Annotated in this window: 27 protein-coding genes; 8 read left to right on the plus strand and 19 right to left on the minus strand. The window is 68.1% G+C overall.

The annotated features are described in order from the left end of the window. Nucleotides 1-50: 50 nt before the first annotated feature. From ilvD to ACZ0AE_RS19280, 3 genes are all read left to right on the plus strand, one after another. Nucleotides 51-1883: a dihydroxy-acid dehydratase gene (ilvD, locus tag ACZ0AE_RS19270; protein ID WP_038685650.1), complete on the plus strand. Its 1833-nt coding sequence runs from the start codon at nt 51-53 to the stop codon at nt 1881-1883. 247 nt (nt 1884-2130) lie between these two features. Further along, entirely contained in the window at nt 2131-2721 is a 591-nt protein-coding gene (locus tag ACZ0AE_RS19275; RefSeq protein WP_463601918.1) for a hypothetical protein, read from the plus strand. Further along, nucleotides 2718-3389 (plus strand): hypothetical protein, encoded by a 672-nt coding sequence (locus tag ACZ0AE_RS19280; RefSeq protein WP_463601919.1) that lies wholly within the window; start codon nt 2718-2720, stop codon nt 3387-3389. The genes ACZ0AE_RS19275 and ACZ0AE_RS19280 overlap by 4 nt, the downstream gene beginning before the upstream one ends. 59 nt (nt 3390-3448) lie before the next feature. Here ACZ0AE_RS19280 and dinG read toward each other — a convergent pair whose 3' ends face one another. From dinG to aroE, 5 genes are all read right to left on the minus strand, one after another. After that, nucleotides 3449-5509: an ATP-dependent DNA helicase DinG gene (gene dinG, locus ACZ0AE_RS19285; RefSeq protein ID WP_102100656.1), complete on the minus strand. Its 2061-nt coding sequence runs from the start codon at nt 5507-5509 to the stop codon at nt 3449-3451. A 181-nt stretch (nt 5510-5690) separates the two neighbouring features. Then, nucleotides 5691-6008 (minus strand): hypothetical protein, encoded by a 318-nt coding sequence (locus tag ACZ0AE_RS19290; RefSeq protein ID WP_463601920.1) that lies wholly within the window; start codon nt 6006-6008, stop codon nt 5691-5693. After that, complete coding sequence (locus ACZ0AE_RS19295) at nt 6005-6373, minus strand: hypothetical protein (RefSeq protein WP_463601921.1); 369 nt, start codon at nt 6371-6373, stop codon at nt 6005-6007. The genes ACZ0AE_RS19290 and ACZ0AE_RS19295 overlap by 4 nt, the downstream gene beginning before the upstream one ends. Before the next feature lie 75 nt (nt 6374-6448). Continuing rightward, nucleotides 6449-6805, minus strand: coding sequence for a hypothetical protein (locus ACZ0AE_RS19300; RefSeq protein WP_244880159.1), 357 nt, complete (start codon nt 6803-6805; stop codon nt 6449-6451). A 4-nt stretch (nt 6806-6809) separates the two neighbouring features. Next, on the minus strand, nt 6810-7655 hold the full coding sequence (gene aroE, locus ACZ0AE_RS19305; RefSeq protein WP_038685641.1) for a shikimate dehydrogenase: 846 nt from the start codon (nt 7653-7655) through the stop codon (nt 6810-6812). A gap of 54 nt (nt 7656-7709) precedes the next feature. Here aroE and ACZ0AE_RS19310 point away from each other — a divergent pair, with 54 nt between their 5' ends. Beyond that, nucleotides 7710-8573 (plus strand): TolB family protein, encoded by an 864-nt coding sequence (locus tag ACZ0AE_RS19310; protein WP_463601922.1) that lies wholly within the window; start codon nt 7710-7712, stop codon nt 8571-8573. A 15-nt stretch (nt 8574-8588) separates the two neighbouring features. On the opposite strand, the gene ACZ0AE_RS19315 is transcribed toward ACZ0AE_RS19310, so the two are convergent. The 4 genes from ACZ0AE_RS19315 to ACZ0AE_RS19330 form a co-directional block, all read right to left on the minus strand. Next, a complete protein-coding gene (locus ACZ0AE_RS19315) occupies nt 8589-8858 on the minus strand; it encodes an SHOCT domain-containing protein (protein ID WP_038685638.1) in 270 nt (89 codons plus the stop codon). Between the two features lie 34 nt (nt 8859-8892). Further along, entirely contained in the window at nt 8893-9882 is a 990-nt protein-coding gene (gene hemB / locus ACZ0AE_RS19320) for a porphobilinogen synthase (RefSeq protein WP_038685636.1), read from the minus strand. A 39-nt stretch (nt 9883-9921) separates the two neighbouring features. Further along, nucleotides 9922-10839: a bestrophin family protein gene (locus ACZ0AE_RS19325; RefSeq protein ID WP_463601923.1), complete on the minus strand. Its 918-nt coding sequence runs from the start codon at nt 10837-10839 to the stop codon at nt 9922-9924. Nucleotides 10840-10978: 139 nt separating this feature from the next. Next, entirely contained in the window at nt 10979-11227 is a 249-nt protein-coding gene (locus ACZ0AE_RS19330; RefSeq protein WP_038685632.1) for a hypothetical protein, read from the minus strand. Between the two features lie 222 nt (nt 11228-11449). Between ACZ0AE_RS19330 and ACZ0AE_RS19335 the strand changes: the two genes are divergently transcribed. Then, the gene (locus ACZ0AE_RS19335) at nt 11450-11917 is read left to right on the plus strand and encodes a hypothetical protein (RefSeq protein ID WP_038685630.1); all 468 of its coding nucleotides are present in this window, start codon (nt 11450-11452) and stop codon (nt 11915-11917) included. 81 nt (nt 11918-11998) lie between these two features. Here ACZ0AE_RS19335 and ACZ0AE_RS19340 read toward each other — a convergent pair whose 3' ends face one another. The 4 genes from ACZ0AE_RS19340 to ACZ0AE_RS19355 all read right to left on the minus strand — a co-directional run bounded on the left by ACZ0AE_RS19340 (nt 11999) and on the right by ACZ0AE_RS19355 (nt 17793). Then, complete coding sequence (locus ACZ0AE_RS19340; RefSeq protein ID WP_038685628.1) at nt 11999-13813, minus strand: DUF885 domain-containing protein; 1815 nt, start codon at nt 13811-13813, stop codon at nt 11999-12001. Nucleotides 13814-13950: 137 nt separating this feature from the next. After that, a complete protein-coding gene (locus ACZ0AE_RS19345; protein ID WP_244880158.1) occupies nt 13951-14391 on the minus strand; it encodes a cytochrome c oxidase assembly factor Coa1 family protein in 441 nt (146 codons plus the stop codon). A gap of 119 nt (nt 14392-14510) precedes the next feature. Next, the gene (locus ACZ0AE_RS19350) at nt 14511-16739 is read right to left on the minus strand and encodes a S9 family peptidase (protein ID WP_463601924.1); all 2229 of its coding nucleotides are present in this window, start codon (nt 16737-16739) and stop codon (nt 14511-14513) included. Between the two features lie 364 nt (nt 16740-17103). Then, nucleotides 17104-17793, minus strand: a complete 690-nt coding sequence (locus ACZ0AE_RS19355; protein ID WP_463601925.1) for a glutathione S-transferase N-terminal domain-containing protein — start codon at nt 17791-17793, stop codon at nt 17104-17106. A gap of 109 nt (nt 17794-17902) precedes the next feature. Between ACZ0AE_RS19355 and ACZ0AE_RS19360 the strand changes: the two genes are divergently transcribed. Continuing rightward, nucleotides 17903-18538 carry a TIGR00645 family protein gene (locus tag ACZ0AE_RS19360; protein ID WP_038685622.1) on the plus strand — a complete coding sequence of 212 codons (636 nt, stop codon included), beginning with the start codon at nt 17903-17905 and terminating at the stop codon, nt 18536-18538. Nucleotides 18539-18725: 187 nt separating this feature from the next. Further along, nucleotides 18726-19733 (plus strand): energy transducer TonB, encoded by a 1008-nt coding sequence (locus ACZ0AE_RS19365; RefSeq protein WP_038685620.1) that lies wholly within the window; start codon nt 18726-18728, stop codon nt 19731-19733. Nucleotides 19734-19804: 71 nt separating this feature from the next. Here ACZ0AE_RS19365 and ACZ0AE_RS19370 read toward each other — a convergent pair whose 3' ends face one another. The 3 genes from ACZ0AE_RS19370 to ACZ0AE_RS19380 form a co-directional block, all read right to left on the minus strand. Next, nucleotides 19805-20803 carry a DUF6708 domain-containing protein gene (locus ACZ0AE_RS19370; protein WP_463601926.1) on the minus strand — a complete coding sequence of 333 codons (999 nt, stop codon included), beginning with the start codon at nt 20801-20803 and terminating at the stop codon, nt 19805-19807. Continuing rightward, complete coding sequence (locus tag ACZ0AE_RS19375) at nt 20804-21118, minus strand: hypothetical protein (RefSeq protein WP_463601927.1); 315 nt, start codon at nt 21116-21118, stop codon at nt 20804-20806. It abuts the gene before it with no gap. Nucleotides 21119-21304: 186 nt separating this feature from the next. Next, nucleotides 21305-21559 (minus strand): hypothetical protein, encoded by a 255-nt coding sequence (locus ACZ0AE_RS19380; RefSeq protein ID WP_463601928.1) that lies wholly within the window; start codon nt 21557-21559, stop codon nt 21305-21307. Between the two features lie 76 nt (nt 21560-21635). On the opposite strand from ACZ0AE_RS19380, the gene ACZ0AE_RS19385 reads away from it, so the two are divergent. Continuing rightward, a complete protein-coding gene (locus ACZ0AE_RS19385; protein WP_463601929.1) occupies nt 21636-22442 on the plus strand; it encodes an AraC family transcriptional regulator in 807 nt (268 codons plus the stop codon). Nucleotides 22443-22488: 46 nt separating this feature from the next. Here ACZ0AE_RS19385 and ACZ0AE_RS19390 read toward each other — a convergent pair whose 3' ends face one another. The 3 genes from ACZ0AE_RS19390 to ACZ0AE_RS19400 are packed head-to-tail and all read right to left on the minus strand — an operon-like array spanning nt 22489 to nt 25924. Then, entirely contained in the window at nt 22489-23673 is a 1185-nt protein-coding gene (locus tag ACZ0AE_RS19390; protein ID WP_038685612.1) for an ABC transporter permease, read from the minus strand. Continuing rightward, the gene (locus ACZ0AE_RS19395; protein ID WP_463601930.1) at nt 23670-24416 is read right to left on the minus strand and encodes an ABC transporter ATP-binding protein; all 747 of its coding nucleotides are present in this window, start codon (nt 24414-24416) and stop codon (nt 23670-23672) included. The genes ACZ0AE_RS19390 and ACZ0AE_RS19395 overlap by 4 nt, the downstream gene beginning before the upstream one ends. Continuing rightward, nucleotides 24413-25924, minus strand: a complete 1512-nt coding sequence (locus ACZ0AE_RS19400; RefSeq protein WP_463601931.1) for an alpha/beta hydrolase — start codon at nt 25922-25924, stop codon at nt 24413-24415. The genes ACZ0AE_RS19395 and ACZ0AE_RS19400 overlap by 4 nt, the downstream gene beginning before the upstream one ends. Between the last annotated feature and the right edge of the window lie 41 nt (nt 25925-25965).

A 25965-nucleotide genomic window follows, 5' to 3' on the forward strand; every position in this document is an offset into this window, starting at 1 on the left:
GAATCGAGGTGAAACGCGCCCCCACGGCCCGCCAGATCCTGCCAGCCACCATGCCTGAATACCGCTCCCGCACCTCCACCGCCGGCCGCAACATGGCCGGCGCCCGCGCCCTGTGGCGCGCCACCGGCATGACCGATGGCGACTTCCACAAGCCGATCATCGCCATCGCCAACTCCTTCACCCAGTTCGTGCCGGGCCACGTGCACCTCAAGGACCTGGGGCAGCTGGTGGCGCGCGAGATCGAGCAGGTGGGCGGCGTGGCCAAGGAGTTCAACACCATCGCGGTGGATGACGGCATCGCCATGGGCCACGACGGCATGCTGTATTCGCTGCCGAGCCGCGAGATCATCGCCGACTCGGTGGAGTACATGGTCAACGCGCACTGCGCCGATGCGCTGGTGTGCATTTCCAACTGCGACAAGATCACCCCCGGCATGCTGATGGCCGCGTTGCGCCTGAACATCCCGGTGGTGTTCGTGTCCGGCGGCCCGATGGAAGCCGGCAAGACCCGCTTGTCCGAGCACAAGCTGGACCTGGTGGACGCGATGGTGATTGCCGCCGACGAAAGCGCCAGCGACGAGAAGGTCGCCGAGTACGAGCGCAGCGCCTGCCCCACCTGCGGGTCGTGTTCGGGCATGTTCACCGCCAACTCGATGAACTGCCTGACCGAAGCACTGGGGCTGTCGCTGCCGGGCAACGGCTCGACGCTGGCCACCCACGCCGACCGCGAGCAGCTTTTCCGTCGTGCCGGACGCCTGATCGTGGAGCTGTGCCATCGCTGGTACGGCGGCGAAGACGCCAACGCGCTGCCGCGCACCATCGCCAGCGTGGCCGCGTTCGAAAACGCGATGACCCTGGACATCGCCATGGGCGGTTCCACCAACACCATCCTGCACCTGCTGGCGGCCGCGCAGGAGGCGGAGGTCGACTTCGACCTGCATGCCATCGACGCGCTGTCGCGGCGCGTGCCGCAGCTGTGCAAGGTGGCCCCGAACACGCCGAAGTACCACATGGAAGACGTGCACCGCGCCGGCGGCGTGTACGGCATCCTGGGCGAACTGGCGCGTGGTGGGCTGCTGCATACCGACGTGCCCACCGTGCACAGCCGCAGCCTGGCCGACGCGATCGCGCGTTGGGATGTGGCCGTGAGCGACGATGAAAAGGTGCACGACTTCTTCCGTGCGGGTCCGGCAGGCATTCCCACCCAGGTGGCCTTCAGCCAGGCCACGCGCTGGCCCACGCTGGACGTGGACCGCGCCGACGGCTGCATCCGCAGCGTCGCCCATGCCTACTCGGCCGAAGGCGGGCTGGCCGTGCTGCGCGGCAACCTGGCCGTGGACGGGTGCGTGGTCAAGACCGCCGGCGTGGATGAGTCCATCCACGTCTTCGAAGGGCGCGCACGCGTGTTCGAAAGCCAGGACGCGGCGGTGGCCGGCATCCTCGCCGATCAGGTGGTGGCCGGCGACGTGGTGGTGATCCGCTATGAAGGCCCGAAGGGGGGCCCGGGCATGCAGGAAATGCTGTACCCGACCAGCTACCTGAAATCCAAGGGCCTGGGCAAGCAGTGCGCACTGCTCACCGACGGGCGCTTTTCCGGCGGCACCTCCGGGCTGTCGATCGGCCACGCCTCGCCCGAGGCCGCGGCCGGCGGGGTGATCGGGCTGGTGCAGGAAGGCGACCGCATCCGCATCGACATCCCGGCGCGTCGCATCGACCTGCTGGTGGATGACGCCACGCTGGCCGCCCGCCGCACCGCGCAGGACGCGCTGGGCTGGGCGCCGCGCGAAGCACGCCCGCGCAAGGTCACCGGCGCGCTGAAGGCCTACGCGCTGCTGGCCACCAGTGCCGACAAGGGGGCGGTGCGCGATTTGTCCAAGCTGTAACCGGCATCTATCGCACACCCCGGTAGTGCCGGCCGCTGGCCGGCTCCCCAGCCAAACACGTGCTGCCGGGCAGAGCCCGGCACTACGGGTGTGCGGCTGCCGGCCAACGGCCGGCACTACGGGTGTGCGGCTGCCGGCCAGCGGCCGGCACTACCGATCCGCGTTGGCGTGGCCAACGGTGACCGTTGCCCATGCGGGAACGGCACGCAGCCTTCATACTTGGCGTCCTTCACACATGGACGTGACGATGCGGCTGACTGCCTGCCTGATGTTTCTTGCGCTGTCCTGCGCTTCCGCTCCGCTGCTGGCGGCCGAATGCAGCGTGGCCAACCGCGACGCGGTGCTGGCCCTGCCCCTGCAGGTGTTCGATGGTGATCCGGATGCCGGCTGGCGGCCGCTGGCCGACCGGCCGGGCTGTTCGCTGGAGACCGCCGACCTCATCGCCGACTACCGTCGCCAGCAGCCCAAGGCGACCGGTGACCGGCCGTTGATCTGGCGCGAGGCGCAGCTGCGCGCACTGGGCGGGCAACGCGACCCGGCCAGCGCGCTGATGCGCAGCACCTACAAACCGGCGCACGCCGATGTGGGCGGCTGGAATGCCTATGTAGACGCCACCATCGCCTTCCTGGACGACGACCTGCCCGCGTTGAAGCAGGCGCGGGCGCGGTTGGCCGCGCTGCCGCCGCCACCGGGCCGCGTGGTCCGCAATGGGATGGTGCAGGTGGAGGCCGAGCAGGTGCCCTGGCCGCCGCGCTTGCCGGTGGTGGATGCGTTGGTGCGCTGCATGTACCAGCCGTATGCGTTGGCGTATGAGGCGTGCCCGGCCGCGTCGGAGTGAGCAACGGCTTGACCCGATGCGCGCTGCTGGCAAACACTTCGGGGATGGTTCTGCACAAGGAGGTGACGATGCGTGCTGTTCGCTGTCTGCTTGCACTGGCCGTTTCGGCCGTTGCACTTCCCGCTCTTGCCGACGACTGCGTGGTCGATCGGGCCGCGCTGCTGGCGTTGTCGCCGGATGCGTTCGACCAGGACCTGACCGGCGGTTGGCGACCGATGGCGGAGACGCCGGGATGCCAGCTGCCCGTTGCGGACCTGATTGCCGCCTACCGTGCGCAGCCCAAGGCTGCGGGCAACACCACGTTGATCTGGCACGAAGCGCAGGTGCGCGCGGAGGCCGGGCAGGATGCGCAGGCTGTGGCGCTGATGCGCCAGACCTACAAGCCCGCCCCCGATGCCGGGGGCTGGAATCCCTACGTGGATGCCAGCATCGCGCTGATCGAGAAGAACAAGCCTGCGCTGGTTTCGGCCCGCGCGGCGTTGGCAGCCGTGCCGGCGCCCCCGGAGGCGAACGTCAAGGACGGGTTCTTTTCGTTCACCCTGCCCAGCGGCGAAACGATGAAGGTGGCTTGGCCGCCCAACCTCGACGTGGTGGATGCCTTTGTCCGCTGCTTCGGCAAGCCCTACCGCGATGCCTACGGGATGGCCTGCCGCACCCCGGGCGGGTAACGCCGGTGTGCGCCTGGGTCACGCCGTGCAGCCACGCATGGCGTGGCTCTACCGGTTTCCTACCCGATCACCCGCTTGAACGGCGGCAACGCGTCGATGATGCGCTTGCCGTAGCGGCGGGTCAGCAGGCGCGAGTCGAGGATGATCACGCGGCCGGTGTCGGTGGACGTGCGGATCAGGCGGCCGGAGAACTGGGTCAGCGTGCGCAGCGCGTGCGGGATCGCGATCAGGTTGAAGGCGTTCAGGCCACGGCTTTCGAACCACTCGCTCAGCGTGGAGGTCTGCGGGTCGGTGGGCACCGCGAACGGTACCTGGGTGATCACCACCGTGGTGCACGCCTCGCCGGGCAGATCCAGGCCCTCGCCGAACGAGTTCAGCCCGAACAGCACCGAGCCTTCGCCGGCAGCGGTGCGCCGCAGGTGTTCGTCGATCATCTTCTGCTTGGCGCCCTCGCCCTGCACCAGCATCAGCTTGCGCTGCGCGGCGGGCATCAGCTCGGCCACCTTTTCCATCTTCCAGCGCGAGGTGAACAGCACGATGCTGCCCTTGCCCCAATCCAGTTCCTTGACCAGGTACTTGGCCACTTCCTTGGGGTGGCGCTCGCGGTCGTCCGGGGTGACCGGGAACGCGGGCACGATCAGCTGGGCCTGGTTGGGCAGGTCGAAGGGCGAGGCCAGCGACACCATCTCGGCTTCGGCCGGAATGCCGTTGTCGATCGCCAGCGACTGGAAATCGCCGCCGCCGGTGAGCGTGGCCGAGGTCATCACCACCGAATCCACTTCGTCCCACAGCAGCTTGCGCAGCACGTGCGCGGCCGACACCGGCGACCCGTGCAGGATCAGGTCGCCGTCGCGCGACAGGGTGATCCAGCGCGCCATCGGCGGTTGGCCTTCCTTGTCTTCGCGGCGCCAGGCCGTCCACAGGTTGTGCTGCTGCTCGATCATCTCCAGCGCCATGCCCAGGTTGCGCTGCAGGCGTTCGCGCGCGGCGTCCTCGGGCTTCCCCTTGGCCACCTGGGCCAGCGCGGCATGGGCCCAGTTGAACAGGCTGCGGGTGTCGTCGGCGATGGCCTCGATGTCGGCCATCCAGATGTCCGGCAGGCGCCCGTTCGGGGCGCGCCACATCGGCTCCTGGGCGGCCGGGTCCGGGCGCCAGCTGCGGTCGATGACGTCGCGGAACGCCTTGAGCTGCTTGCTGACCTTGGCCGCCGCTTCAATGGCTTCGTTGGGCAGCAGGTTGCCCAGCTTGTCCTTGTCCACCGCGCGGTAGGAGGCGGCGATGAGCACCTGCAGGCGGCCGGTGCGCTTGGCCATCTCGTCCAGGGCCAGGCTGGCCGCGCCCTGGTCGATGGCCACGCTGCCGATATGGTGGCCTTCGTCGAGCACCAGCAGCATGTCCGAGGGCGGCGCGATCAGCGGCTGGCCGTTGTCGCTTTCACCGATGGACAGCGCCGACAACAACAGCGCGTGGTTGGTGACCACGATCTGCGCCTCGCGCACGGTGTTGCGTGAGCGCAGCACCGCGCACTGCGCCGAATAGGCGCACTTGCGCCCGGCGCAGCCGGACGCCGGGGTGGTGATGCGCGAGCGCAGCGTGTTGCTGATGGTCTCCGGGGCGTTGTCGAGGTCGCCATTCCAGCGCCCTTCCAGAAAGTCCTTGCTCAGCTTCTGCGCCAGGTCCATCTCGATCGGCGCCAACGGCCGGTCGAACAGCGGCTGCTCGTCCTCGAACATGCCCTCCTGGGCGCCATCGCCATGTGCTTCGGCGGCATTGCGCGTGCACAGGTAGCGCGTGCGGCCCTTGGCCAGGGCCACCGTGGCCTCGATGCCGGTGGCCTTGAGGAAGTTGGGGATGTCGCGCTCGAACAGCTGCGACTGCAGGGCCACCGTGCCGGTGCTGATCACCAGCTTCTTTTTGGTGGCCAGCGCGATCGGCACCCCGGCGGTGAGGTAGCCCAGCGACTTGCCCACGCCGGTGGGGGCTTCGACCACGCCGACGCCGCCGCTGTGCGACAGCGCACGCGAGACCACGCCGATCATCTGGCTCTGCGAACGCCGGGTGCTGAAGCCGGGGGTATTGGCCTGCAGCTTGGCGTAGGCATCGCGGATGGCGGCCTTCATGTCGTCGTTCAACGCACGCGGGGCTTCAACTTTTTCGGTCACGCCAAGAGCTACCTGCCTGGATCACGGCGGGTATTTTCTCACGAGCGGAGGGTCGGAACCGGCGCGGATTTCCGCGCCGGTTCAGATCCGGGATGCAGGTCCGGTGCCGGAGCAACCGGGGACACGCATGGCCGGGACCTCAGCGCCGACGCAGCGCGGCCAGCAGGGCCCAGACCAGCACGATCAGCCCGGTGCTCTGTGCCAGGTACAGCGACTCCACGGCGTCCGAACTGCCGGAAAGCAGGGCCAGCAGGATCCGCACGATGTCCAGCGCCGCGCCGCCCAACAGCAACGCGGCACCGACCAGACCGATGCGCCCGCCGCGGCGCCGCACGAACGGCCGCAACGTCACCAGCAGCAGCACCGCCACCCCCAGCACAGTGACGTGCTGCAGCAGCTGCGCTATGTGCATGGGCCCCACCATCATCAGACCGGACAGCGACAGCGGCGAACTCATGCGCCTTCTCCTGCAGAGCCTGCCAGCGCCTGCCGCAGTGCCCTGCCAAGCAGCACCACGGCAGCGGCAAGCAACAGCGTCCGGGCCCAGCCGAAGGCGCCCAGCAACAGACCCAGCGACACCTCACTGCTGATGAAGGACATCAGCATGACCAGCGAGGCATCCCACAGCACCCCCACTGCGGGAGCCAGCAGCAGCACGCCCGCCGCCCATAGGCCAAGGCGTCGCCCCGGCTGCGCGGGCCGCCGCAACAGCAGCACCAGCGCCACCAGACCCAGCACCGGCATCAGCACCCCCGGCCTGGCCAGCCACAGCACGCCCTGCAGTACCAGCCCCCACAGCACACCCATATCAGACAGCGTCATCGGTCCACCTCCTTGTGTGTGAATTCCTTTGCTGCAAACCCCGCAGCACGTCGGGCCGGAACGCCGGCCCGATCCTCAGCCAGCGGCCGCCGTGGCGTGGCGGGCACGCAGCGTGCGGGTCAGGGCCCACACCAGCAGCACCACCCCGACCGCATTGAGCAGGCCCAGCACGAAGTGGCCCACGCCCAGCCACATCGACAGGCTGCGGATCGACTCGTAGTTGCCCTGCTGCACCATCCACATCGGCACCAGGTTCAACACCAGCCCGGCCACGGTCGCCACGGCCAGCAGGATCAGCGACCACAACGCCACGTCACGCACGGCCGTGCGCGGGGTGTCGATGACCCAGACCACCGAGACGGCCAGGGCAATCAGGATCGGCAGGCGCGTGGCGGTCATGCCCAGCACGGAAATCAGCAGCTCCATGTTCATCGGCTCAGTCCTCGCCGGCCAACGCGTGCTCGGCGCGCAGCTCGGTGTACACCGGGTCGGTCTGCGGGCGCACCGCATGCCACTGCAGGAAGCTCTCGGCGGCCTGCTCGACCAGCATGCCCAGCCCGTCGACCACGTTGCGGCAGCCGGCCGACCGCGCCCACGCGGTGAAGCCGATGGCGGCCTCGCCGTAGTTGAGGTCCACCGCGGTGGTCATGCTGTTGACCAGCCCCAGCGGCAGGGTGAATTCATTGGCGCGGTCGCGCCCGGCCGAGGTGGCGTTGATGATCAGTTCGAAGTCGCCCAGCTCGCGGATGTCTTCCCAGTAGCGGGTGATGGCGCGGCCGGGTTCGCCCATGGCGTCGATCAGCGCATCGGCGCGCTCGGGGGTGCGGTTGACCACCACCAGTTCCAGGATGCCGGCATCCAGCAGCGCCGGGGCGACGCTGCGCGCCGATCCGCCCGCGCCGATCAGCAGGGTGCGGCGGCCGCGCAGGTCCAGGCCGTGGCGGTCGGTGAGGTCGCGCACCAGGCCGATGCCATCGGTGGTGTCGCCGTGCCAGCGGTCGCCCTTGCGCAGCAGGGTGTTGACTGCGCCGGCGCGGCGCGCGCGCGAGGTCAGCGTGGTGCACAGCGCGAACGCTGCTTCCTTGTGCGGGGCGGTGATGTTGGCGCCCACGCCGCCTTCGGCCGCGAAGGCCTCCAGTGCGGCGGCGAACGCGTCCGGGCTGGCCTCGATGGCGCGGTAGTCCAGCGCGATGCCTTCCTGGCGGCCGAACGCGGCGTGGATGCGCGGCGACTGCGAGTGGGCGATGGGCTGGCCAAATACGGCGTAACGATCGGCGGTCATGGGTGTGTCTGCTCCGGGCCTAGAATGGAACGCAAACCCCCAACGGAAGCGGCTATGCGCACTCCATTGTCACTGCTCGCGCTGTGCGCCAGTTTACTCTCCACGCCGCAGGCGATGGCGCTTTCCGAATTCGGCATCGAGGGCATGGGCGTGGTGTCGACCAAGGCCAACGAGGCCCAGGCCACGATAGCCCCGGACGGCCAGCGCATCGTGTGGGCCTCCGACCGCGCCGGCGGCTGGGACCTGTGGCAGGCGGTACTGCGCGATGGACGCTGGCAGGACCCGACGCCGCTGGCGTTGAACACCGGCAGCGATGAAACCGACCCCTACTTCAGCCACGACGGGCGCTGGCTGTACTTCGCCTCCAACCGCGGTGGCGGGCGCGGCGGGTTCGACCTGTACAGCGTGGCGGTGCGTGGCGACGGCAGCTTCGGGCCGGTGATGGCGCTGCCGGTGACGATCAACACCGCCGCCGACGAGCGCCGCCCGGCCCTGCGCCCGGATGGCCAGGCGCTGCTGTTCGCGCGCAATGGCACCGGCACCCACGGCGGCTTCGACCTGTATCGGGCTGCCGTGCAGGACAAGGGCTTCGGCGCGGTGGCCGCGCTGCCGGCCCCGCTCAACAGCGCCGCCGACGAACTGGGGGGCGCGTGGCTGGGCAACGACGGCGCACTGGCCCTCACCCGGGTCAGCGGCGGGCACGCGCAGGTGTGGGTGGTGGGCTGCGACTACCGCCAACCGGCCACGCCGCTGGTGCTGTCGTTCAACACGGCCGATGGCCAGACCGGCGCACCGGTGGTGGATGCCGCCAAGCCGGGCGAGCTGGTGCTGGCCGGCATGGCCCGCGCACCGCGTGCCGGCGGGCTGGACCTGTACCGGATGAAGGCACCGGCCGCACCGGGCGGTGCGTGCCGCTAAGGGGAATCGATGCGGTCAGCGCGACGCCAGCAGCGCGGCGCGCTGCCGTTCGTACTCCGCTTCGCTGATGTCGCCGTGGTCCTTGCGCTGGTTCAACGCGGCCAGCTGCGCCTGCAGTTCGGGCGACAGCTGCGCCTCACGCGCCACCCGGGCGGCGGCGGACGGCTGTTCCGGCGGGCGCTTGGCCGCGCGCAGCACGCCGCGGATGACCAGCCCGATCACCGCCGCGAACACCACCACTCCGGTGCCCCAGGTCACCCATTGGACCCATCCCATCGTCTGCATCGTCATCGTCCTGTCGGCGTAGTGGCGCGTATTGTCAGCGTTCGCGCAGCCAACGCGCCACCTGCGGGGCGAAATAGGTCAGCACGCCATCGGCACCGGCGCGCTTGAACCCGATCAGCGACTCCAGCACGCAGGCGCGCTCGTCCAGCCAGCCGTTGGCGAAGGCGGCCTTCATCATCGCGTACTCGCCACTGACCTGGTAGGCGAAGGTCGGCACGCCGAACTGCTGCTTCACCCGGCGCACCAGGTCCAGGTACGGCATGCCCGGCTTGACCATCACCATGTCCGCGCCCTCTTCCAGGTCCAGTGCGATTTCGCGCATGGCCTCGTCGCCGTTGGCCGGGTCCATCTGGTAGGTCTTCTTGTCGGCCTTGCCCAGGCTGGCCGAGCTGCCCACCGCGTCGCGGAACGGGCCGTAGAAGGCCGAGGCGTACTTGGCCGAGTAGGCCATGATGCGCACGTTGACGTGGTCATCGGCATCCAGCGCGCGGCGGATGGCGCCGATGCGGCCGTCCATCATGTCCGACGGCGAAATGATGTCCACGCCGGCGGCGGCGTGCGACAGCGACTGCTTCACCAGCGCGGCCACGGTGATGTCGTTGAGCACGTAGCCCTTGTCATCGATGATGCCGTCCTGGCCGTGGGTGGTGTACGGGTCCAGTGCCACGTCGGTCATCACCCCCAGCTCGGGGAAGCGCGACTTCAGCGCGCGGATGGCGCGCTGTGCCAGGCCGTTTTCGTCCCATGCGGCGGCCGCATCCAGCGACTTGCCGGCCGGGTCGATCACCGGGAACAGGTCGATCACCGGGATGCCCAGCTCCAGTGCCTCTTCGGCCACCTTGAGCAGCTCGTCGATGGACAGGCGCTCCACGCCCGGCATCGATGCCACCGGCGCGCGGCCTTCCCGCTCATGCACGAACACCGGGTAGATCAGGTCGTCGGTGGTGAGCGTGTTCTCGCGCATCAGGCGACGCGAGAACTCGTCGTGGCGCATGCGGCGGGGGCGATAGTCGGGGTGGGCCATGGGGATGCTCCGTAACGGTATGCGGGGGGCGCGGCAGGATTACTGCAGCAGGTAACGATGCGGTTGCAGCGGCGCGGGCAGCGGGTCCACGCCAAGGCTGTCGAGCAGGTCGATTTCGATGGTGCGCACCAGCGCATCCAGCGGCAGGTCGTTGGGCTCCAGCCCGAACGGCTCTTCCATCTCCTCGCCCAACTGGTCCAACCCGAAGAAGGCGTAGGCCAGCACCGCCGACACCACCGGGGTGGCCCAGCCCAGCGAACTGGCCAGGCCGAACGGCAGCAGCACGCAGAACATCCACGCGCAGCGGTGCAGCAGCAGGGTGTAGGCGAACGGCAGCGGGGTGGACAGGATCCGCTCGCAGCCGGCCTGGATGCTGGACATCGCGTGCAGGCGCGTTTCGAACTGGGCGTACAGGATCGGGTCGAGCTGGCCGGCACGCAGCGGTTCGGCCAGGTCGGCGGCGATCATCGCCAGCAGCTGGTCGGGTGCGTTGAGGCGCGCGCCGAAGCGGGCGTGGTCGTGCTCGGCCACCCAGGGCAGCGCGGCCAACGCGGCGTCACCGCCGCGCAGCTTGGCCGCCAGCGCATGGGCAAACCCGATCCCGAGCCGGCAGATCCGGTCGCGGCGCGGCGCGTCGTCGGCCAGCACGGCGCTGCACAGCCGCGCCAGGCTGCGCGATTCGTAGACCAGTTGGCCCCACAACTTGCGGCCTTCCCACCAGCGCTCGAAGCAGGCGTTGTTGCGGAAGCTCAGGAAGATCGACAGCACCAGGCCGAGCAGGGTGAACGGCGCCACCGAGACGCGTTCGATGCCCGGCGGGTGCCAGACCTCGGCGAAGGCGGCCACGGCAATGGCCAGCACCAGGATCGCCAGCACCTTGGGCGCCACCGCCGGAACGATGGAGCCGCGCAGGATGTACAGCAATTGCCAGCCGTGGGGGCGGGGACGAATGATCATCGAAAGCGGACATGGCGCCTGGAAAGACGTGGGCCAGTGGCGCAAACGCCCCGGCAGCGGCTGATTGTACGCCCCTGCACGCGGGCGCCTGCCCGCTGCGACCGATGGTCGCAGCCCGGGCCGCAGCCGCCGGGTCGGCTCAGATGATGCCGCCGCCCAGGCCCAGCCGGACGATGCCCACCACCACCACGATGCCGTTCAGCACCAGCCCGGCCCAGGCCCGGCCGCGCTTGCTGGGGTGGGTGAACAGGATGCCCAGCGCGGCGATGACCGCACCGACCGCCGCGAACGGGATCAGGAACCAGTTGCCCCAGCCCAGCAACGGGATCAGCGCCAGCACCATCCACAGCAGGGCCAGGATGCCCCACAACAGACTGATCAATCCCATGCCAGGCTCCTTGAATGACGGTGGCGCCACCATAGCCCAGATCCGGGCCGTCGGCGCCGAACCTGACGCGTTCATCGGCGCATCTGTGCCGGCCATCGCAGCAGTGCCATGACGATCACCCGCAGGGTGCTAGCGTGGCAGTCAGAACGTTGGCACCGATTCAGTTGCCAGCGCCGATGATCGCGCCACGGACCACCGGTCCCTACCGAACAGGGGTGATGCATGAACATCCGATCGATTGCCGTACTCGGCGTACTGCTGGCCGTGGCCGGTTGCGCCAGCACGTCCAAAGTGATGCTGGGCCAGGCGCGTGCGCCGGTGGACCCGGCCAGCGTGCAGATCTATTCGACCCCGCCGGCTGGCTCGGTGGAAATCGCCCAGCTGGAATCGTCCAGCGCGGTTGGTTTCGGCACCCAGGGCCAGACCGATGCGGCGGTGATGCGGCTCAAGCGTGAAGCGGCCGCCCTGGGCGCCAACGGCGTGATCCTGATGGGCGTAGGCTCCAGCGGCTCGCCGGTGGGCATGTCGGTGGGCGGCGGCAGCTACGGCTCGCATGTGGGCGGCGGTGTCGGCATCGGCATTCCGACCACGCAGAAGCGCGCGGCCGGCGTGGCGATCTGGGTACCCAACCCGGCCGCACCCACGGCACCGGCGCGCCTGCCGACGCAGACGATCACGCCGACCCGGTAACCGGTAGGCCACGACCGTTGGTCGTGGCGGCCCCGCAACGGCGCACCGACCAACGGTCGGTGCCCACCGGCATTTGCCAGGTCAGCGTTTTGCAGGTGCCTTGTACTTCGGCACGAACACCTCGTTGACCGCCTGCGCCAGCTGGTCCGGCGGCAGTAGACCCTGGTCGAGCAGGAAGTTGTTGAAGGCCAGCCGGTCGAAACGCTTGCCCAGCGCCAGTTCGGTCTGCATGCGCAGTTCCAGGATCCGGGTATAGCCGTAGAAGTAGCTGCCGGCCTGGCCGGGCATGCGCACCATGTAGCGGTCCAGTTCCTGCGTGGCCATCGCCTTGGACAGGCCGACCTCGTCGATCAGCACGCGCTCGGCGTTGGCACGGTCGATCAGGCCCAGGTTGAGCATCGGGTCGAGCATGGCGCGCGCGGCCCGCAGCAGGCGGAACTGCAGCGCGATCAGCTGCCCGTCCAGCGGCTCGTACGGCACCATCTCCGCTTCGGCATACAGCGCCCAGCCTTCGACGTTGACCGAGTTGAAGGCGAACATGGTGCGCGCCAGCGAGATGCCGCGTTCGACCATCGCGGTGAACTGCAGCTCGTGGCCCGGGCGGCCTTCATGCGCGCTCAGCGTCCAGGCCGCCGAACCGAAGTTGAAGTCGTCGTACTGCGCGGCCTTGTCGCCTGCCGCCGGGTTGCCCAGCGGCAGCACGAAGGTGCCCTGCTGGCCGGTGTTGCCCACCAGCGGCGCCGGCAGGAAGTGCGGGGCGGGCGAGGCCGCGCTTTCGGCGGCCGAGCCCAGGCGCATCTGCATCGGGCGCTGCGGCACGTCGACGATTTTTTCGCGGCGGATGATCGGGTCGATCGCATCGATCACGCCGCGGTAGTGGTGCTCCAGCTGGTCGTCGGCGATCTTGTCGCCCTTCAGCGCGCGCACCACCGCCACCGGATCGGTAGGGTCGGTCACCTTCAGGCCCTTGGCCTGCACCACCAGTGGCGACAGCTGGCGCATCGCCGAGCGGGTTTCCATGAATTCCAGCTGCGCACGCTGCATCAGCACTGCCGGGGCGATGTCGATGCCCACGCGCTTGAGCTGGTAGGCATACAGCGGCTCGGGCAGGCGCGCGTCGGTACGGGCCTTGGGCAGCACGTCCTTGCGGGTCCAGTCGCGGTACTCGCGCAGCTGGGTGGCAAGCGTCTTCAGCGTCTCGTCGGCGCCGGCCACCTTGTACTTGCCGAACAGCTGTTCGATGCCGGCGATGTAGGTGTCCACGTTGGCCAGCGACTGCTCGACCTCGATCTTTGTCGGTTGCAGCAGACCCTTGTCGGCCAGGCGCTCTTCATAGCGCTGGCGCGACAGCGTGGTCACCGGCTGGGTGCCGGGGGCCAGGCCGGCGTAGGCCTTCAGGCGATCGAGCGCCTTGGCGCGACGCTCGGCCGATACCTGGTCGGAGAGCAGCATGTTGATACCGCTGAACACCGTCTGCGGCGTGTCGGTCCACGGCAGCAGGTACTTCTCGTTGAGCTCGCTGCCTTCGATGTTCTGGCTGGCCGCGGCGATCATGATCGCCAGGTCCTGGCGCACGTTCGGGTCGCGCTCGGTGGCCAGCTTGGCCTGCAGTTCGCTGCGTGCCTTGGCCATGGCCGCACGGTAGCGGGCGCCGTTGTCCGGGCCGAAATCGGCGACCTTGTCGTCGTAGCCGGGCACGCCGAAGAAGCCGGTTTCCTCCGGCTGGAACGGGCCCTGCGCATCCAGCAGGATCTGCGCCAGCTGGTTGCTGCGGGTGACCCAGGCCGGGCTGGACGGCGCCTTGGCGGCGGCAGCCTTGGCGGCCAGGGCCGGGGGTGCGCTCAGCGCAGCGGGAACGGAAAGGGCCAACGCAACGGCAAGGACAAGCGGCTTCATGCACGACTCCCGGGAACGGATGCCTGCGACCCTACCCGGTCAGGACGGTACCGACAATCGGCCAAGGGTCATGGTGGGCGCACCGCCGGGCGCCTGTGCCCGACCTGCTGCGGCCGACGCCGCAGCAGGCGCTGCACTCACAGCATCGCCGTGAGGGGGCAGTCGCCGCGCGCGCGGCAGTCGCGCAGCGCACATTCCTGCGCGGCCTCGGCGTCGTCCAGTGCGGTCAGGTCGATCGGCTCGGACTGCCCGGCCAGCACGTACAGCATCGGGTAGTCCCATTCCCCCTGCTGGCGCGTGGCCTGCAGGAACATCCGCGCGTGGCCGCGCGGACCATTCAAGTGCACCAGGAACTGGCTGTGGCCACCGCCACCGGGCGCCGAACGCATGCTGCCGGCGGGCAGGAACCCGTCTTCGATGGGCTCACCCAGTACCGCCACCAGTTCCACGCTGCAGCGCGCGCGGCGCATGGCTTCCTGGTAGGGCTCGCTACTGCGGCTCCAGTGCGCCCATTGGGTGACCGCCAGCCACACCACGGCCGCCGCCGCCGCGCTGGCCGACAGTACGGCCAACGGCATGGCCCAGCGCCAGTGTCGGCGCCACCATCCGGTGCCGGCACGGCGCGCCCCGGGAAGCGGGGGTGGCTGGTTCATCGGCGTCCTCCTTGTTATGCCGGTGATGCGGTGTACCGCAAGAGTTACGGTGCCAGGCAGCGCCCCAGGAAGTCCTCGGCCAGGCGGTAGCGGTGCAGCGCGTTGCTGCCCGACAGACCGTGCTTGGCGCCCGGGTAGGTCATCAGTTCGAACGGCTGCCCACGCTTCTGCAACGCACTCATCAGCGCGGTGGAGTTGGTGAACAGCACGTTGTCGTCGGCCATGCCGTGGATCAGCAGCAGGCGCGATCGCAGGCCGTCGATGTGGGTCAGCACGCGGGCCTCTTCATAGCCCTTCGGGTTGTTGCCCGGCAGGTTCATGTAGCGCTCGGTGTAGTGGCTGTCGTACAGGCCCCAATCGGTGACCGGCGCGCCGGCCACGCCGCAGGCGTAGGTGTCCGACGCCTTGGCCAGCAGCATCAGGGTCATGTAACCGCCGTTGGACCAGCCCTGCACGCCGATGCGCGCCGGGTCCACCCACGGCTGCTGCTTCAGCCAGGCCACGCCGCGCAGCTGGTCGGCCACTTCCACCGTGCCCTGCACGCCGTACAGCGCGCCGCCGAAGTCGCGACCGCGGCGCGGGGTGCCGCGGTTGTCCAGCGAGAACACCACGTAGCCCTGCTGGGCCAGGTACTGATTGAACAGGTGGTCGCCGCGGCCAGGCCAGCTGTTGGTGACGGTCTGGCTGGCCGGCCCGCCGTACACGTACACCGCCACCGGATAGCGCTTGGCCGGGTCGAAACCGGCTGGCTTGATCAGGCTGTAGTGCAGTTCGGTGCGGTTGTCGGCGGCCTTCAGGGTGCCGAACTCGACCGGGCGCTGGGCCTCCAGGTAACGCGCATACGGGTGCTGCGGATCGGCCAGGTTGTTCTCCACCAGCGTGGCGATCTTCGTGCCATCGGCGCGGTGCAGCGAAATCTGCGGCGGGGTGGTGGTGTTGGACCAGCTGTCCACGTACACGCTGGCATTGCGCGCGAAGCTGGCGCTGTGCATGCCCGGTGCCTGGGACAGACGCTGCGGCGTGCCACCCTGCAGCGACACCGCATAGATCTGGCTCTCGCGCGGCGACTCCACACCGGCCCGGAAGTAGACCTTGCCGGCCGCTTCGTCCACCGCCAGCAGTTCGTCCACCGGCCAGTTGCCGGCGGTCAGCGCGGTAACGGTCTTGCCGTCATCGGAGATGCGGTAGAGATGCTCGAAACCGCTGCGCTCGGACGACCACACAAAGCCGCCCCGGGTGAGGAAACGCAGGCTGTTGTGCAGCGGCACCCAGGTCGTGGAGGTTTCGGTGACCAGCGTGTGTTGCTTACCGCTGGCCAAGTCGACCTGGACCAGCGCCAGGTGCTTCTGATCGCGCGACTGGCGCTGGAAGGTCAGCCGTTGCGGATCGCGCCAGTCCACGCGCGCCAGATAGATGTCCGGGTCGGCCCCCAGGTTGACCCAGCGCGGCGAGGCATCGGCCTTGGGGGCAATCACGGCCAGCGTCACGGTGACGTTGTGGTCGCCGGCAGCGGGGTAGCGCTGTTCGATCATTTCGGTACGGTCGGCGTACATTTCGTAGCGCTTCTGCACCGGCACCGGGCTTTCGTCGATACGCGCAAACGCGATCGCCGAATCGTCCGGGGCCCACCAGTAACCGGTGTGGCGGTCCATCTCTTCGTCGGCGACGAACTCGGCCACGCCGTTGCCGATGGTGTCGCTGCCATCGCGGGTCAGCTGGATCTGGCGGCCGCTGGCCAGGTCGATGACCCACAGGTTGCGCGCGCGCACGAAGCTGACAAAGCCGCCCTTCGGCGACAGCTTGGCGTCGGTGGCAAAGCCCTCCCCGTGGGTGAGCTGGCGCACCGCGGCCGTGCCTTGCTTGGACAGGTCATACAGGTACAGCTCGCCGCCCAGCGGGAACAGCAGGGTGTGGGCGTCGGGCGACCATTGGTAATCGACAATGCCGGTCATCGCGGCGATGCGCTGGCGCTCGCGGCGTGCCTTCTCTTCATCGCTGAGGGTTTCGGTGCCGGGCAGCACCACCTTGGAGTCCACCAGCAGCCGGGTCTGGCCGCTGGCGATATCGAAGCTCCACAGGTCCAGCTGGTTGCGGTCTTCCTGCTTGCCGCGCAGGAAACTCACCTGCGAGCCATCCGGGGCCACCTTGGGTTTCATCAGGGTCGGACCGGACAACGGCAGCGGACCGGTGATGGCCTCCAGGGTGAGTTTTTCAGCGTGGGCCATGGTGGTCGAAGCGAGCATGAGGGCGAGCGAGGCAAACAGGTGGCGCATGAAGGGTTCCGGCAAGCGACAGGTCCGCCCGTTGCCAAGGAAGGCATGGGACGGTCAGCCCCCATCCTAACCAAGGCAGTGCGGGAAGGCAGCATGACCTTCTACCCGGGCGCGGCCGGAGCCCGGCGGCCTGGGCTCTGGCGGCAGGGCGCAGCCGGGCAGAGCCCGGCGCTACGGACCGAACCGCGCCCCCACGTAGAGCGGGGCTCTGCCCCGCTGCCTTGGGCTCGGCGGCAAGGCGCAGCCGGGCAGAGCCCGGCTCTACGGATGGGGACGCGCCCCTGCGTAGAGCGGGGCTCTGCCCCGCTGCCTTGGGCTCCGGCGGCAGGGCACAGCCGGGCAGAGCCCGGCGCTACCGGGTTTGTCAGCGCTGGCCGAACAGGTGTTTGCGCTCGGCGTCGCTGAGCGGCTTGCCGGCATCGGGGTTCACCTGCTGGCGCAGCGCATAGGCGCGCTGGGTGGCCGGGCGGGCGGCAATCGCATCATGCCAGCGCTTGAGGTGCGGGAAGGCGGCAAAGTCCACGGGCAGCTTGTCGTATGCGCCAATCCAGGGGTAGCTGGCCATGTCGGCAATGCTGTAAGCCTCGCCCCCCAGGTACGCACTGTTGGCCAGGCGCTTGTCCATCACCCCGTGCAGGCGGCGCACTTCATTGTTGTAGCGCTCGATGGCATAGGGAATCTGCTCGGGCGCGTACACATTGAAATGGCCCATCTGCCCGCTCATCGGGCCCAGCCCGGCCATCTGCCAGAACAGCCACTCCAGCACCGCCACGCGGCCACGGCTGTCGGCCGGCAGGAAGCGACCGGTCTTCTCGGCTAGGTACAGCAGGATCTCACCGGATTCGAACACGCTCTGCGGCGCGCCGCCATCGGCAGGCTGGTGGTCGACCAGCGCGGGCATCTTGTTGTTGGGCGAGATGGCCAGGAATTCCGGCTTGAACTGGTCGCCGGCGCCGATGTTGACCGGCTTGATCTGGTACGGCAGGCCCAGCTCTTCCAGCAGCAGCGTGACTTTGTGGCCATTGGGGGTGGGCCAGTAATACAGATCGATCATGGCGACAGCACTCGCGGATGAGGAACACCGAGTCTAGTGCGTCAGTTGGGTGGCAGGGTCACGGCGGACCCGTTACCCTGCCGCGTCTCCCGCAACGCAGCATTCCAGCATGAGCCCCACTCCCCGGCCCATCAGCCCCCTGTCCTCCCTGATCTTCGCCTCGCGCTGGCTCCAGCTGCCGCTGTACCTGGGCCTGATCCTGGCCCAATGCGTCTACGTGTTCCTGTTCGGCAAGGAGTTGTGGCACCTGCTGCACCAGGCCAATGCCATGGGCGAACAGGAAATCATGCTGCTGGTGCTGGGCCTGATCGACGTGGTGATGATCTCCAACCTGCTGGTGATGGTGATCGTGGGCGGTTACGAAACCTTCGTCTCGCGCCTGCGCCTGGAGAACCACCCCGACCAGCCGGAGTGGCTCAGCCACGTCAATGCCAGCGTGCTCAAGGTGAAACTGGCGCTGTCGATCATCGGCATCTCCTCGATCCACCTGCTCAAGACCTTCATCGCCTCCGGCAACCTGGACGGTCTGCCGTTGTGCAGCAGTCCCGATTACATCCTGGCCGTGCAGACCGCGATCAAGACGATTGGCCCGAGCGCCGAAGCCGCGTTCAAGTGCACCACCATGACCTCCACCGGCGTGATGTGGCAGACCATCATCCATTGCGCCTTCATCCTGTCGGCCATCGGCATCGCCTACACCGACAAGCTGATGAGCGGCACGCCCAGCAAGGCGTCGGCGCACTGACACTTGCCGGGCAGCGCCGGCATCGGTCACGATGCCGGCCTGCCCTCGCCGTCCGGCCCCTGGCTGGCCGGGGTGATGCTAGATTGCACACCTGCAGTACCGCCGTGGACGCCGGGAAACGTCCATCGGCCTCGGCCAGCCTGACCGCATCGGGCCTTACGTACCGTCGTATTCAAAGGGGAGTTGGATGTCGCACGTCAACACGATTGCCACGCTGCGCCGGCTGGCGCCGCTGGCCCTTCTGGTCGCTCTGGCTGCCTGTTCAGGCAAGGACGAACCGGCGCCGGCCGCGCCCGCCGCTGCCCCCGCTGCCGCACCGGTTGCAGCGCCTGCCGTGTCGGCCAAGGTGCAGTCGATGGGCACCGAGGAACTGCGCGACCTGGCCAGCAAGGCCCTGCGCGAGAACCGCATGTACGCCCCGGCCGGCGACAACGCCATCGAGTACTACCTGGCGCTGCGCGACAAGACCCCGGATGACGCCTCGGTCAAGAGCGCGCTCACCGACCTGCTGCCCTACACCCTGATCGCCGCCGAACAGAGCCTGGGCCGTGAGGACTTCGCCGAGTCGCAGCGGCTGGTCGCGCTGATCGAGAAGGTGGACGCCACCGCACCGGCCCTGCCGCGCCTGAAGCAGGGCATCAGCGGCGGCATGCAGACCGCCCTCAAGCGCACCCAGGAAGAGACCGACAAGGTCAAGAAGGACGCCGAGAATCGCACCAAGCAGCTGGCCGACCAGCAGCGCCTGGCCCAGCAGCAGGCGGTCGAAGCCGAAGCGGCCCGCACCATTGCCGCCCAGCAGGACGCCGCGCGCCGCGACGGCGAACGCCAGGATGCCGAGCGCCAGGCCAGCGCCCGCCGCGAGGCCGAGCAGCGCCAGCAGACCGCCGCCGCCCAGCAGGCCGCCGCGGCCCGCCAGGCCGCCACCCCGGCGGCAGCGGCACCGAGCCTGCGTCCGGTCAGCACCCCGGCCCCGCGCTACCCGGCCGAAGCATTGCGTTCGGGTACCTCCGGCGAAGTGCTGGTGGAAATCACCGTTGGCACCGACGGCTCGGTCACCAACGCCCGCGTGCTGCGCGCCACGCCGTCGCGCGTGTTCGACCGCGAGGCGCTCAACGCGGTCAAGCGCTGGAAGTTTGAACCGGTGGGCGCACCGGTGACCACCCGGCGTACGCTGGCGTTCGCGCCGGGCGGCTGATCGGTTTCAACAGTGACTTGCAGAAAGGCCCGGAGCGATCCGGGCCTTTTTTGTTTTTTGCGGGTGGGCTTCTACCGCCAGAGTTGGCGATCCAGGTGGCGCTGGCGTGCCCGTGCGTAGATGGCAGGATCACTGGCGAACTCGGCCATGAATCGGGGTTCCGGCAGCGCGTAAGGATCGTCGGGCGCAATAGCGCATTCGGCTTCGATCTCCGGCGGGAAGACCGGGGCCTTGCAGGTCTTGAAGGTCAGCCAACGGCTGAGCGTTAACGCGCCGTAGACCGGCAACATCAACGTGTAGCGCAGCGGGAAGAGCGCGGTGCCCATCATCAGACACACCAGCATCCAGTGGTTGCGGAAGGTGGGCAGTGTGGAGAGCGTGATGACGCGATCCAGCGGGTCATCGAAGCACGTTTCCGGACCCTCCTGCATGTAGCGACAGATCAACGCCCATTCTTCCCGGATGTCCTGGTCGTGATCCCAGAAGTGGCCGATGGTGAAGGTCTGCTGCACTTGACGGTTGCGATCAAGCAGGTGGCAGCGAAGGTCGCGCAGATTGGGGTCCTGGCCGCCACGGCCGATGTGGAAGAAGGCGAAGGGCGAACCCCATGGCACGACCAGGACGCCGCCCGGGCCGCTGTGACGGAAGAAGTAGATCTTGCGGGTGATGCGGTTGAAGCGGACGGGATAGTGCGTGTACTGGAAGAGGTCTTTGCGCAAATGAATGAACCACAAGAACGCGCATGGCCCGCATGAACACGTAGTGATCAGCACGACCATCAGCGCCGTTAGCACATGATCATCTGCCAACGATCTCAAAAGCGCATGGACTGTCCAGATACCTACGGAAATTGCGGCGACCATGAAACACACCGACATCAAGGTCGCGGCCATACCTTTCACCTTGAAGGTTCTGTTTACGAACTCGATATATGTCGAGTTGCACGCAATCAAGCCAAGTGCGTCATCCGGGATGAATGTCCCTGGGTTTTCAATATCAAGCTTTCCGTGAACCTCCTGCGGACAGAGGCCTTTGTGAAGACTGAAATGCGGATACCAGCCTGTGAGCACTCACTGTCTCCTCAGCTTCTCGAGTTCCGCCATCTGTAGGCTCAGGTGGGTGAACGCGCCTTTATTGTTCGAGCCGAAGTGGATCGCCTTATCGAGCCAGCGCTCAATTTCATCCGGCTTGAACCACGCCACGACAATGGTCACCGTTGCAGCAATGAGCATCAGAGCTATTGCAACCGGCACCGCCCAGCCAAAGAGCATCATGAGCGCCGCGAAAGCAGATGCGAGTCCGCTGAAAATCATCAGGCCACCATAGACTTTATCCAGAGAGAAGTCGCTTATTCCTTCCGTGATTGTCAAGGCTCCGAGGATCATTCCCGCTACCCCGCTCAGTATGCGTCGCGGGCTTCACAGTTTTTCTATTTCGATTTGTGGATGACTCGCGAGCTTCCATATGACATGCCTATCCGTGGCAGGGACATCCAACGCTCCGCAGCGCTGCGAAAGGTCAGTGCGCGATGACACGCTGCGCGTGACGGGTGCGTCGTGCAGGCAACGCCGTCACCGGCGCTGTTCCACCAGCTGTCGCAGCGCTGCATCTTTCGGCACCAGCACGTCGAACAGGCCCAGGGCGTGCAGGCCGGGCAGCAGCGCCAGCAGGTCGCGTTCGGCGGCGTTGCGCGCCGCGGCGTCCTGATCGGCATCGAGCAGGATCGTCGCATTGGCCAGGAACGCGCCGACGCTGCCCTTGCGCACGGTGATGCCGGCGCGTTGCACATGGTTGTGATCATCCGGCAGCAGGTCTTCAGGTCGCATCGGGGCACGCTCCAAGGGGGGAATGCCAGTATCCAGGGACCGCCACGGCGGTTCTGTCGTATAACTGCCACCTGATATGGCAGATCCGACACATCCCGCCCTGCTCGACCCGGCGCTGGCCGATGCGCCCGCGGGCCCGCTGCTGTTCGCTGCCCGCACGATCCGGCGTGGTGGCAAGGCCGGTCCACGGCGCACACCGCGCCACCAGCATGCGCGCGGGCAACTGCTGGGCGCCGACAGCGGCCTGATGCAGATCGACGTGGGGGCCACGCACTGGCTGTTGCCGGCCGGCCACTTGGCCTGGATTCCGCCTGACCTGCCGCACGCGTTGTTGGCGCCACAGGGCTTCGAGGGGTGGAGCCTGTACTTCAACGCAGCCGCCAGCGCGCTGCTGCCCGACCAGCCCCGGATCCTGGCACCGGGTCCGCTGCTGCAGGCCGCCATCCAGCGCGCGCAACAGTGGCCGCCCGGTCCGTTGGATGCTGCACGGCGACGTCTTGCAGGGGTGATCGTGGATGAGATCGCCACCCACCCGGCATTGCCGTTGGCCCTGGCACATCCGCAGGATCGACGGTTGCGACGCGTGGCCAGCGCGTTCGCCGCCCACCCCGAGGACAACCGCAGCGTCGAGCACTGGGCAGCGTTCGCCGGCTTGTCCAGCCGCACGCTCACCCGCCAATGGCAGCGCGAAACCGGTATGGGGCTGTCGCGCTGGCGGCAACGGCTGCGGGTGCTGCATGCGCTGCCCCGGCTGGCGGCAGGTGACACGGTCACGCGTACCGCGTTGGCGCTGGGGTATGAGACCACCAGCGCGTTCATCGCGGTATTCAAACGCGAACTGGGCGATACACCGGCGCGGTATGCGCGGGATGCACGCGGATGAGAGCGGCCGACGGGGCGATGGCGCACTCGCCATCGCCCCGGTGTGCTCAGCCCGAAATCGCCAACCGCTCCTGGTGGTAACGGCGCACCGCCGCATACCACAGCACCGCGGCAAGGCCGAAGCCGGCGGCCAGATAGACGGCCCACATCTGCATGCTGATCGCCTCGTGGCGGATGATCTTCAGCAGCATCTGGTTCTGCGCCAGGAACGGCACCGCGAACTGCCACAGCTCGCTCTTCAGCGGGTACACCATCAGCGCGTAGCCGGGCAGCATCGGCAGCAGCATCAGCCAGGTCATGTGGCTCTGGGCTTCCTTCATGCTCTTGGCCGCGGCCGACAGGAACGTCAGCAGCGAGGTGCCGATGAACAGCATCGGCAGCATGATCAGCAGCATCTGCAGCATCGGCAGGAAGCCCATGTTGAGCTGTCGCCCCGCCCCGCTGCTGGAGAGCTGCGCACTCAGTTTGAACGCGAGCAAGGTGAGCAGCAGCGACGCCATGCCCACCACGCAGGCGGCGACGATCTTGCCACTGACAATCGCGCTGCGGGAGGCCGGTGTGGCCAACAGCGGTTCCAGCGACTGGCGCTCGCGCTCACCGGCGGTGGTGTCCATCACCAGGTAGGCACCGCCCAGGAACGAGGTGATGGTCAGCAGCACCGGCAGCAGGAACGACAGCACCTGGCCGCGCTTGGCTTCGGCAGTGGCCAGGTCCTGGGTGGCCAGATCCAGCGGCCGCGCGACCTGGGCATCCACGCCACGGGCGAGCAGGCGCAGCGCACCCACCTGCTGGTTGTAGCCGGCCAGCGCGGTCTGCAGGCGCATGCTGGGGATGTCGGCGGCGCGGCGGGTGCTGTCCTTGACGATCTCCACCAGCGCCGGGCGGCCTTCGGCCCAGTCCTTGCCGAAGTCCGGGCTGATCCGCAGCGCGACGTCGATCTGCTGGTCACGGATGGCCGCGGTCAGATCCTTGGGCGCATCGACCGCGTTGAGCCCCTGCGCGGCCAGGAAGCGCACCAGGTTGGGGGCGTTCTCGCGGCCGATGGTGGCGATGTCCAGCGGTTTGTCGATCTGGGTCTTGACCCGGCTTTCGGCCAGCTTGCCCATGCCCAGGATCAGGATGGGATACAGCAGCGGGCCCAGCAGCAGGGTCAGGGCCAGGGTGCGGCGGTCGCGGGAAAGATCGCGCAGTTCCTTGCGCATCACGGTCAACAACGTGCTCAACGAACTCATGCGTGCAATCCTTCTTCCGAACCGATCACCTTGACGAAGGCATCTTCCAGGTTGTCTTCCCCGGTCTGTGCACGCAGCTCATCGGCGCTGCCGGCCGCCATGACCGTGCCGTGGGCGATGATCACGATGCGATCGCACAGCGCGGCCACCTCCTGCATGATGTGGCTGGAGAAGATCACGCAGCGGCCCTCGTCGCGCAGGCCGCGCAGGAAGCCGCGCAGCGCGCGCGTGGTCATCACGTCCAGGCCGTTGGTGGGTTCATCCAGGATCACGTTGCGCGGGTCGTGCACCAGCGCGCGGGCGATGGCGGTCTTGGTCCGCTGGCCCTGCGAGAAACCGTCGGTCTGGCGGTCCAGGATGTCGTCCATGTCCAGTGCCTTGGACAGCACCTGTGTGCGCGCGCGGATCTGCGCGGCGCTCATGCCGTGCAGCTGCCCGAAATAGGCGATGTTCTCGCGGGCGGTCAGGCGCTTGTATACGCCACGCGCGTCGGGCAGCACGCCCAGCCGGCGGCGCACCGCGACCGCGTCGGTGGACGCGTCGATGCCATCCACCAGCACGCGGCCCTGGTCGGGCGTCATCAGCGTGTACAGCATGCGCATGGTGGTGGTCTTGCCGGCGCCGTTGGGGCCGAGCAGGCCGGTGATCTGGCCGTCCTCGGCCTGGAAGCCGACGTTCTCCACCGCCTTGATCAGGCCGGTCTTGGTCTTGAAGGCTTTGTGCAGGTTCTCGGCGACGATCATGGTTCCCATCCGTTGAACGAGGTGAAGGCCGGCACCGGGCTCAGCGAGTCCAGGCAGGTGGCGTCAAGCGATTTGGCATCTGCCTTGTCCATGAACTGGCCCAGCAGGCGCGGCATGCAACCGGCGTTGAGGGTGCCGTGGCCCTGGCCCTTGGCGATCAGGTGGCGGCCGTTGGGCAGCGTCTTGAGCACCTGCTCGGCGTAGCGCGGCGGGGTGACCGGATCGAACTGGCCCGACAGCAGCAGCACCGGCAGGTCGCTCGTCAGCGGCGCGGTGAAATCCTTCGGGCGCGTGCCGACCTTCCAGCCCGGGCAGGCGGCGAAGAACATGCGCGCCACCTCCGGACCGAGCAGGCGATCGCTGGTGGCCGGCTCCTGGTAGCGGTCGGCATCCTCGGCGCAGATCACCGACCACTGCATGCCACGGTTCATCTGCACGCCCAGCGAGCGGCTGGCCATCCTGCTCAGCGACATCAGCGGGGCGTAGCGGCCATGCGCGGCTTCATCCAGCACCACCGGCAGCAGCGAGGACAACTCGGGCATGTAGGAGAACATGAGGGCCAGGCCGGTGACCGAATCGGACGTCAACACATCGCGCTTGGTTTCGGCGGTCCCCGGGTCGCGGTACTCGACCTCGACCGGGGACTTGGCCAGCGCGTCCATGACGTTCTTCAGCTGGGTACGCGTATCGACCGGGAAGCGCTTGGCGCAGGCGGCATCCTTCCTGCACTGCGCCGCCTGCAGGTCGATGGCGGCTTCAAAGGTGTTGGCGAAATCACCGCCCACCACCACGTCGTTCGGGGCCACCCCGTCGATCACCACCGCACGGGTGTGCTGCGGGTAGTGCGCGGCGTACTGCTGGGCCACGCGGGTGCCGTAGGACCCGCCGATCAGGTTGATCTTGTCCACGCCCAGCGCCGCACGCACGGTGTCGATGTCGGCGATGGCCTGGGTGGTGGTGTAGAAGCGGGTGTCGGCGCGGCTGGCCAGCGACGTGGCGCACTGCGCGGCGAAGTCGGCAATGGCCTGGGTGGTCGGGGCGATGGTGTCGTCCAGCGCCATTTCCTTGCCGTCGGCCCCCACGCAGGTGAGCGGGTTGGATTTGCCGGTGCCGCGCTGGTCGACCAGGATGATGTCGCGCTGCTTGCGCACTTCGCGCAACGCCACGTTGATCACCGCAGCCACTTCGGTCGCTGCCTGGCCCGGTCCACCGGCCAGGAAGAACACCGGGTCGCCCTTGCCCTCGCCTTCGTTGCTGGTATCCAGCCAGGCAATGTTCAACCCGATCTTGCGACCGTCCGGCGCGGCCGGGTTCTCGGCCACCTGCAGGGTGGCGCATTGCGCTTCCACGTTGTCGCTGGCCTGGGTGCTGGTCAGCGTGCACGGCTTGAACGTCAGGTGTCCGTATTGACGTTGTGCGGCTTCCGGGGTGGCCTCCGGTGTGGCCTGGCAGGCGGCCAGCAGCAGCAAGGCTGCACTGGTCGCCAAGGGACGGCAGGAAACTCGCATGTTCGATCGCATCCTGGATTGAAGGGTCTCAGCATGCCATG

This window comes from Stenotrophomonas sp. AC248 (assembly GCF_979258185.1).

Coding starts and splice junctions, on each gene's coding strand:
- ilvD (WP_038685650.1), top strand. CDS start 51: ATGCCTGAATACCGCTCCCGCACCTCCACCGCCGGCCGCAACATGGCC.
- ACZ0AE_RS19275 (WP_463601918.1), top strand. CDS start 2,131: ATGCGGCTGACTGCCTGCCTGATGTTTCTTGCGCTGTCCTGCGCTTCC.
- dinG (WP_102100656.1), bottom strand. CDS start 5,509: ATGAAGGCCGCCATCCGCGATGCCTACGCCAAGCTGCAGGCCAATACC.
- ACZ0AE_RS19290 (WP_463601920.1), bottom strand. CDS start 6,008: ATGAGTTCGCCGCTGTCGCTGTCCGGTCTGATGATGGTGGGGCCCATG.
- ACZ0AE_RS19295 (WP_463601921.1), bottom strand. CDS start 6,373: ATGACGCTGTCTGATATGGGTGTGCTGTGGGGGCTGGTACTGCAGGGC.
- ACZ0AE_RS19300 (WP_244880159.1), bottom strand. CDS start 6,805: ATGAACATGGAGCTGCTGATTTCCGTGCTGGGCATGACCGCCACGCGC.
- aroE (WP_038685641.1), bottom strand. CDS start 7,655: ATGACCGCCGATCGTTACGCCGTATTTGGCCAGCCCATCGCCCACTCG.
- ACZ0AE_RS19310 (WP_463601922.1), top strand. CDS start 7,710: ATGCGCACTCCATTGTCACTGCTCGCGCTGTGCGCCAGTTTACTCTCC.
- ACZ0AE_RS19315 (WP_038685638.1), bottom strand. CDS start 8,858: ATGCAGACGATGGGATGGGTCCAATGGGTGACCTGGGGCACCGGAGTG.
- hemB (WP_038685636.1), bottom strand. CDS start 9,882: ATGGCCCACCCCGACTATCGCCCCCGCCGCATGCGCCACGACGAGTTC.
- ACZ0AE_RS19325 (WP_463601923.1), bottom strand. CDS start 10,839: ATGATCATTCGTCCCCGCCCCCACGGCTGGCAATTGCTGTACATCCTG.
- ACZ0AE_RS19330 (WP_038685632.1), bottom strand. CDS start 11,227: ATGGGATTGATCAGTCTGTTGTGGGGCATCCTGGCCCTGCTGTGGATG.
- ACZ0AE_RS19335 (WP_038685630.1), top strand. CDS start 11,450: ATGAACATCCGATCGATTGCCGTACTCGGCGTACTGCTGGCCGTGGCC.
- ACZ0AE_RS19340 (WP_038685628.1), bottom strand. CDS start 13,813: ATGAAGCCGCTTGTCCTTGCCGTTGCGTTGGCCCTTTCCGTTCCCGCT.
- ACZ0AE_RS19345 (WP_244880158.1), bottom strand. CDS start 14,391: ATGCCGTTGGCCGTACTGTCGGCCAGCGCGGCGGCGGCGGCCGTGGTG.
- ACZ0AE_RS19350 (WP_463601924.1), bottom strand. CDS start 16,739: ATGCGCCACCTGTTTGCCTCGCTCGCCCTCATGCTCGCTTCGACCACC.
- ACZ0AE_RS19355 (WP_463601925.1), bottom strand. CDS start 17,793: ATGATCGATCTGTATTACTGGCCCACCCCCAATGGCCACAAAGTCACG.
- ACZ0AE_RS19360 (WP_038685622.1), top strand. CDS start 17,903: ATGAGCCCCACTCCCCGGCCCATCAGCCCCCTGTCCTCCCTGATCTTC.
- ACZ0AE_RS19365 (WP_038685620.1), top strand. CDS start 18,726: ATGTCGCACGTCAACACGATTGCCACGCTGCGCCGGCTGGCGCCGCTG.
- ACZ0AE_RS19375 (WP_463601927.1), bottom strand. CDS start 21,118: ATGATCCTCGGAGCCTTGACAATCACGGAAGGAATAAGCGACTTCTCT.
- ACZ0AE_RS19380 (WP_463601928.1), bottom strand. CDS start 21,559: ATGCGACCTGAAGACCTGCTGCCGGATGATCACAACCATGTGCAACGC.
- ACZ0AE_RS19385 (WP_463601929.1), top strand. CDS start 21,636: ATGGCAGATCCGACACATCCCGCCCTGCTCGACCCGGCGCTGGCCGAT.
- ACZ0AE_RS19390 (WP_038685612.1), bottom strand. CDS start 23,673: ATGAGTTCGTTGAGCACGTTGTTGACCGTGATGCGCAAGGAACTGCGC.
- ACZ0AE_RS19395 (WP_463601930.1), bottom strand. CDS start 24,416: ATGATCGTCGCCGAGAACCTGCACAAAGCCTTCAAGACCAAGACCGGC.
- ACZ0AE_RS19400 (WP_463601931.1), bottom strand. CDS start 25,924: ATGCGAGTTTCCTGCCGTCCCTTGGCGACCAGTGCAGCCTTGCTGCTG.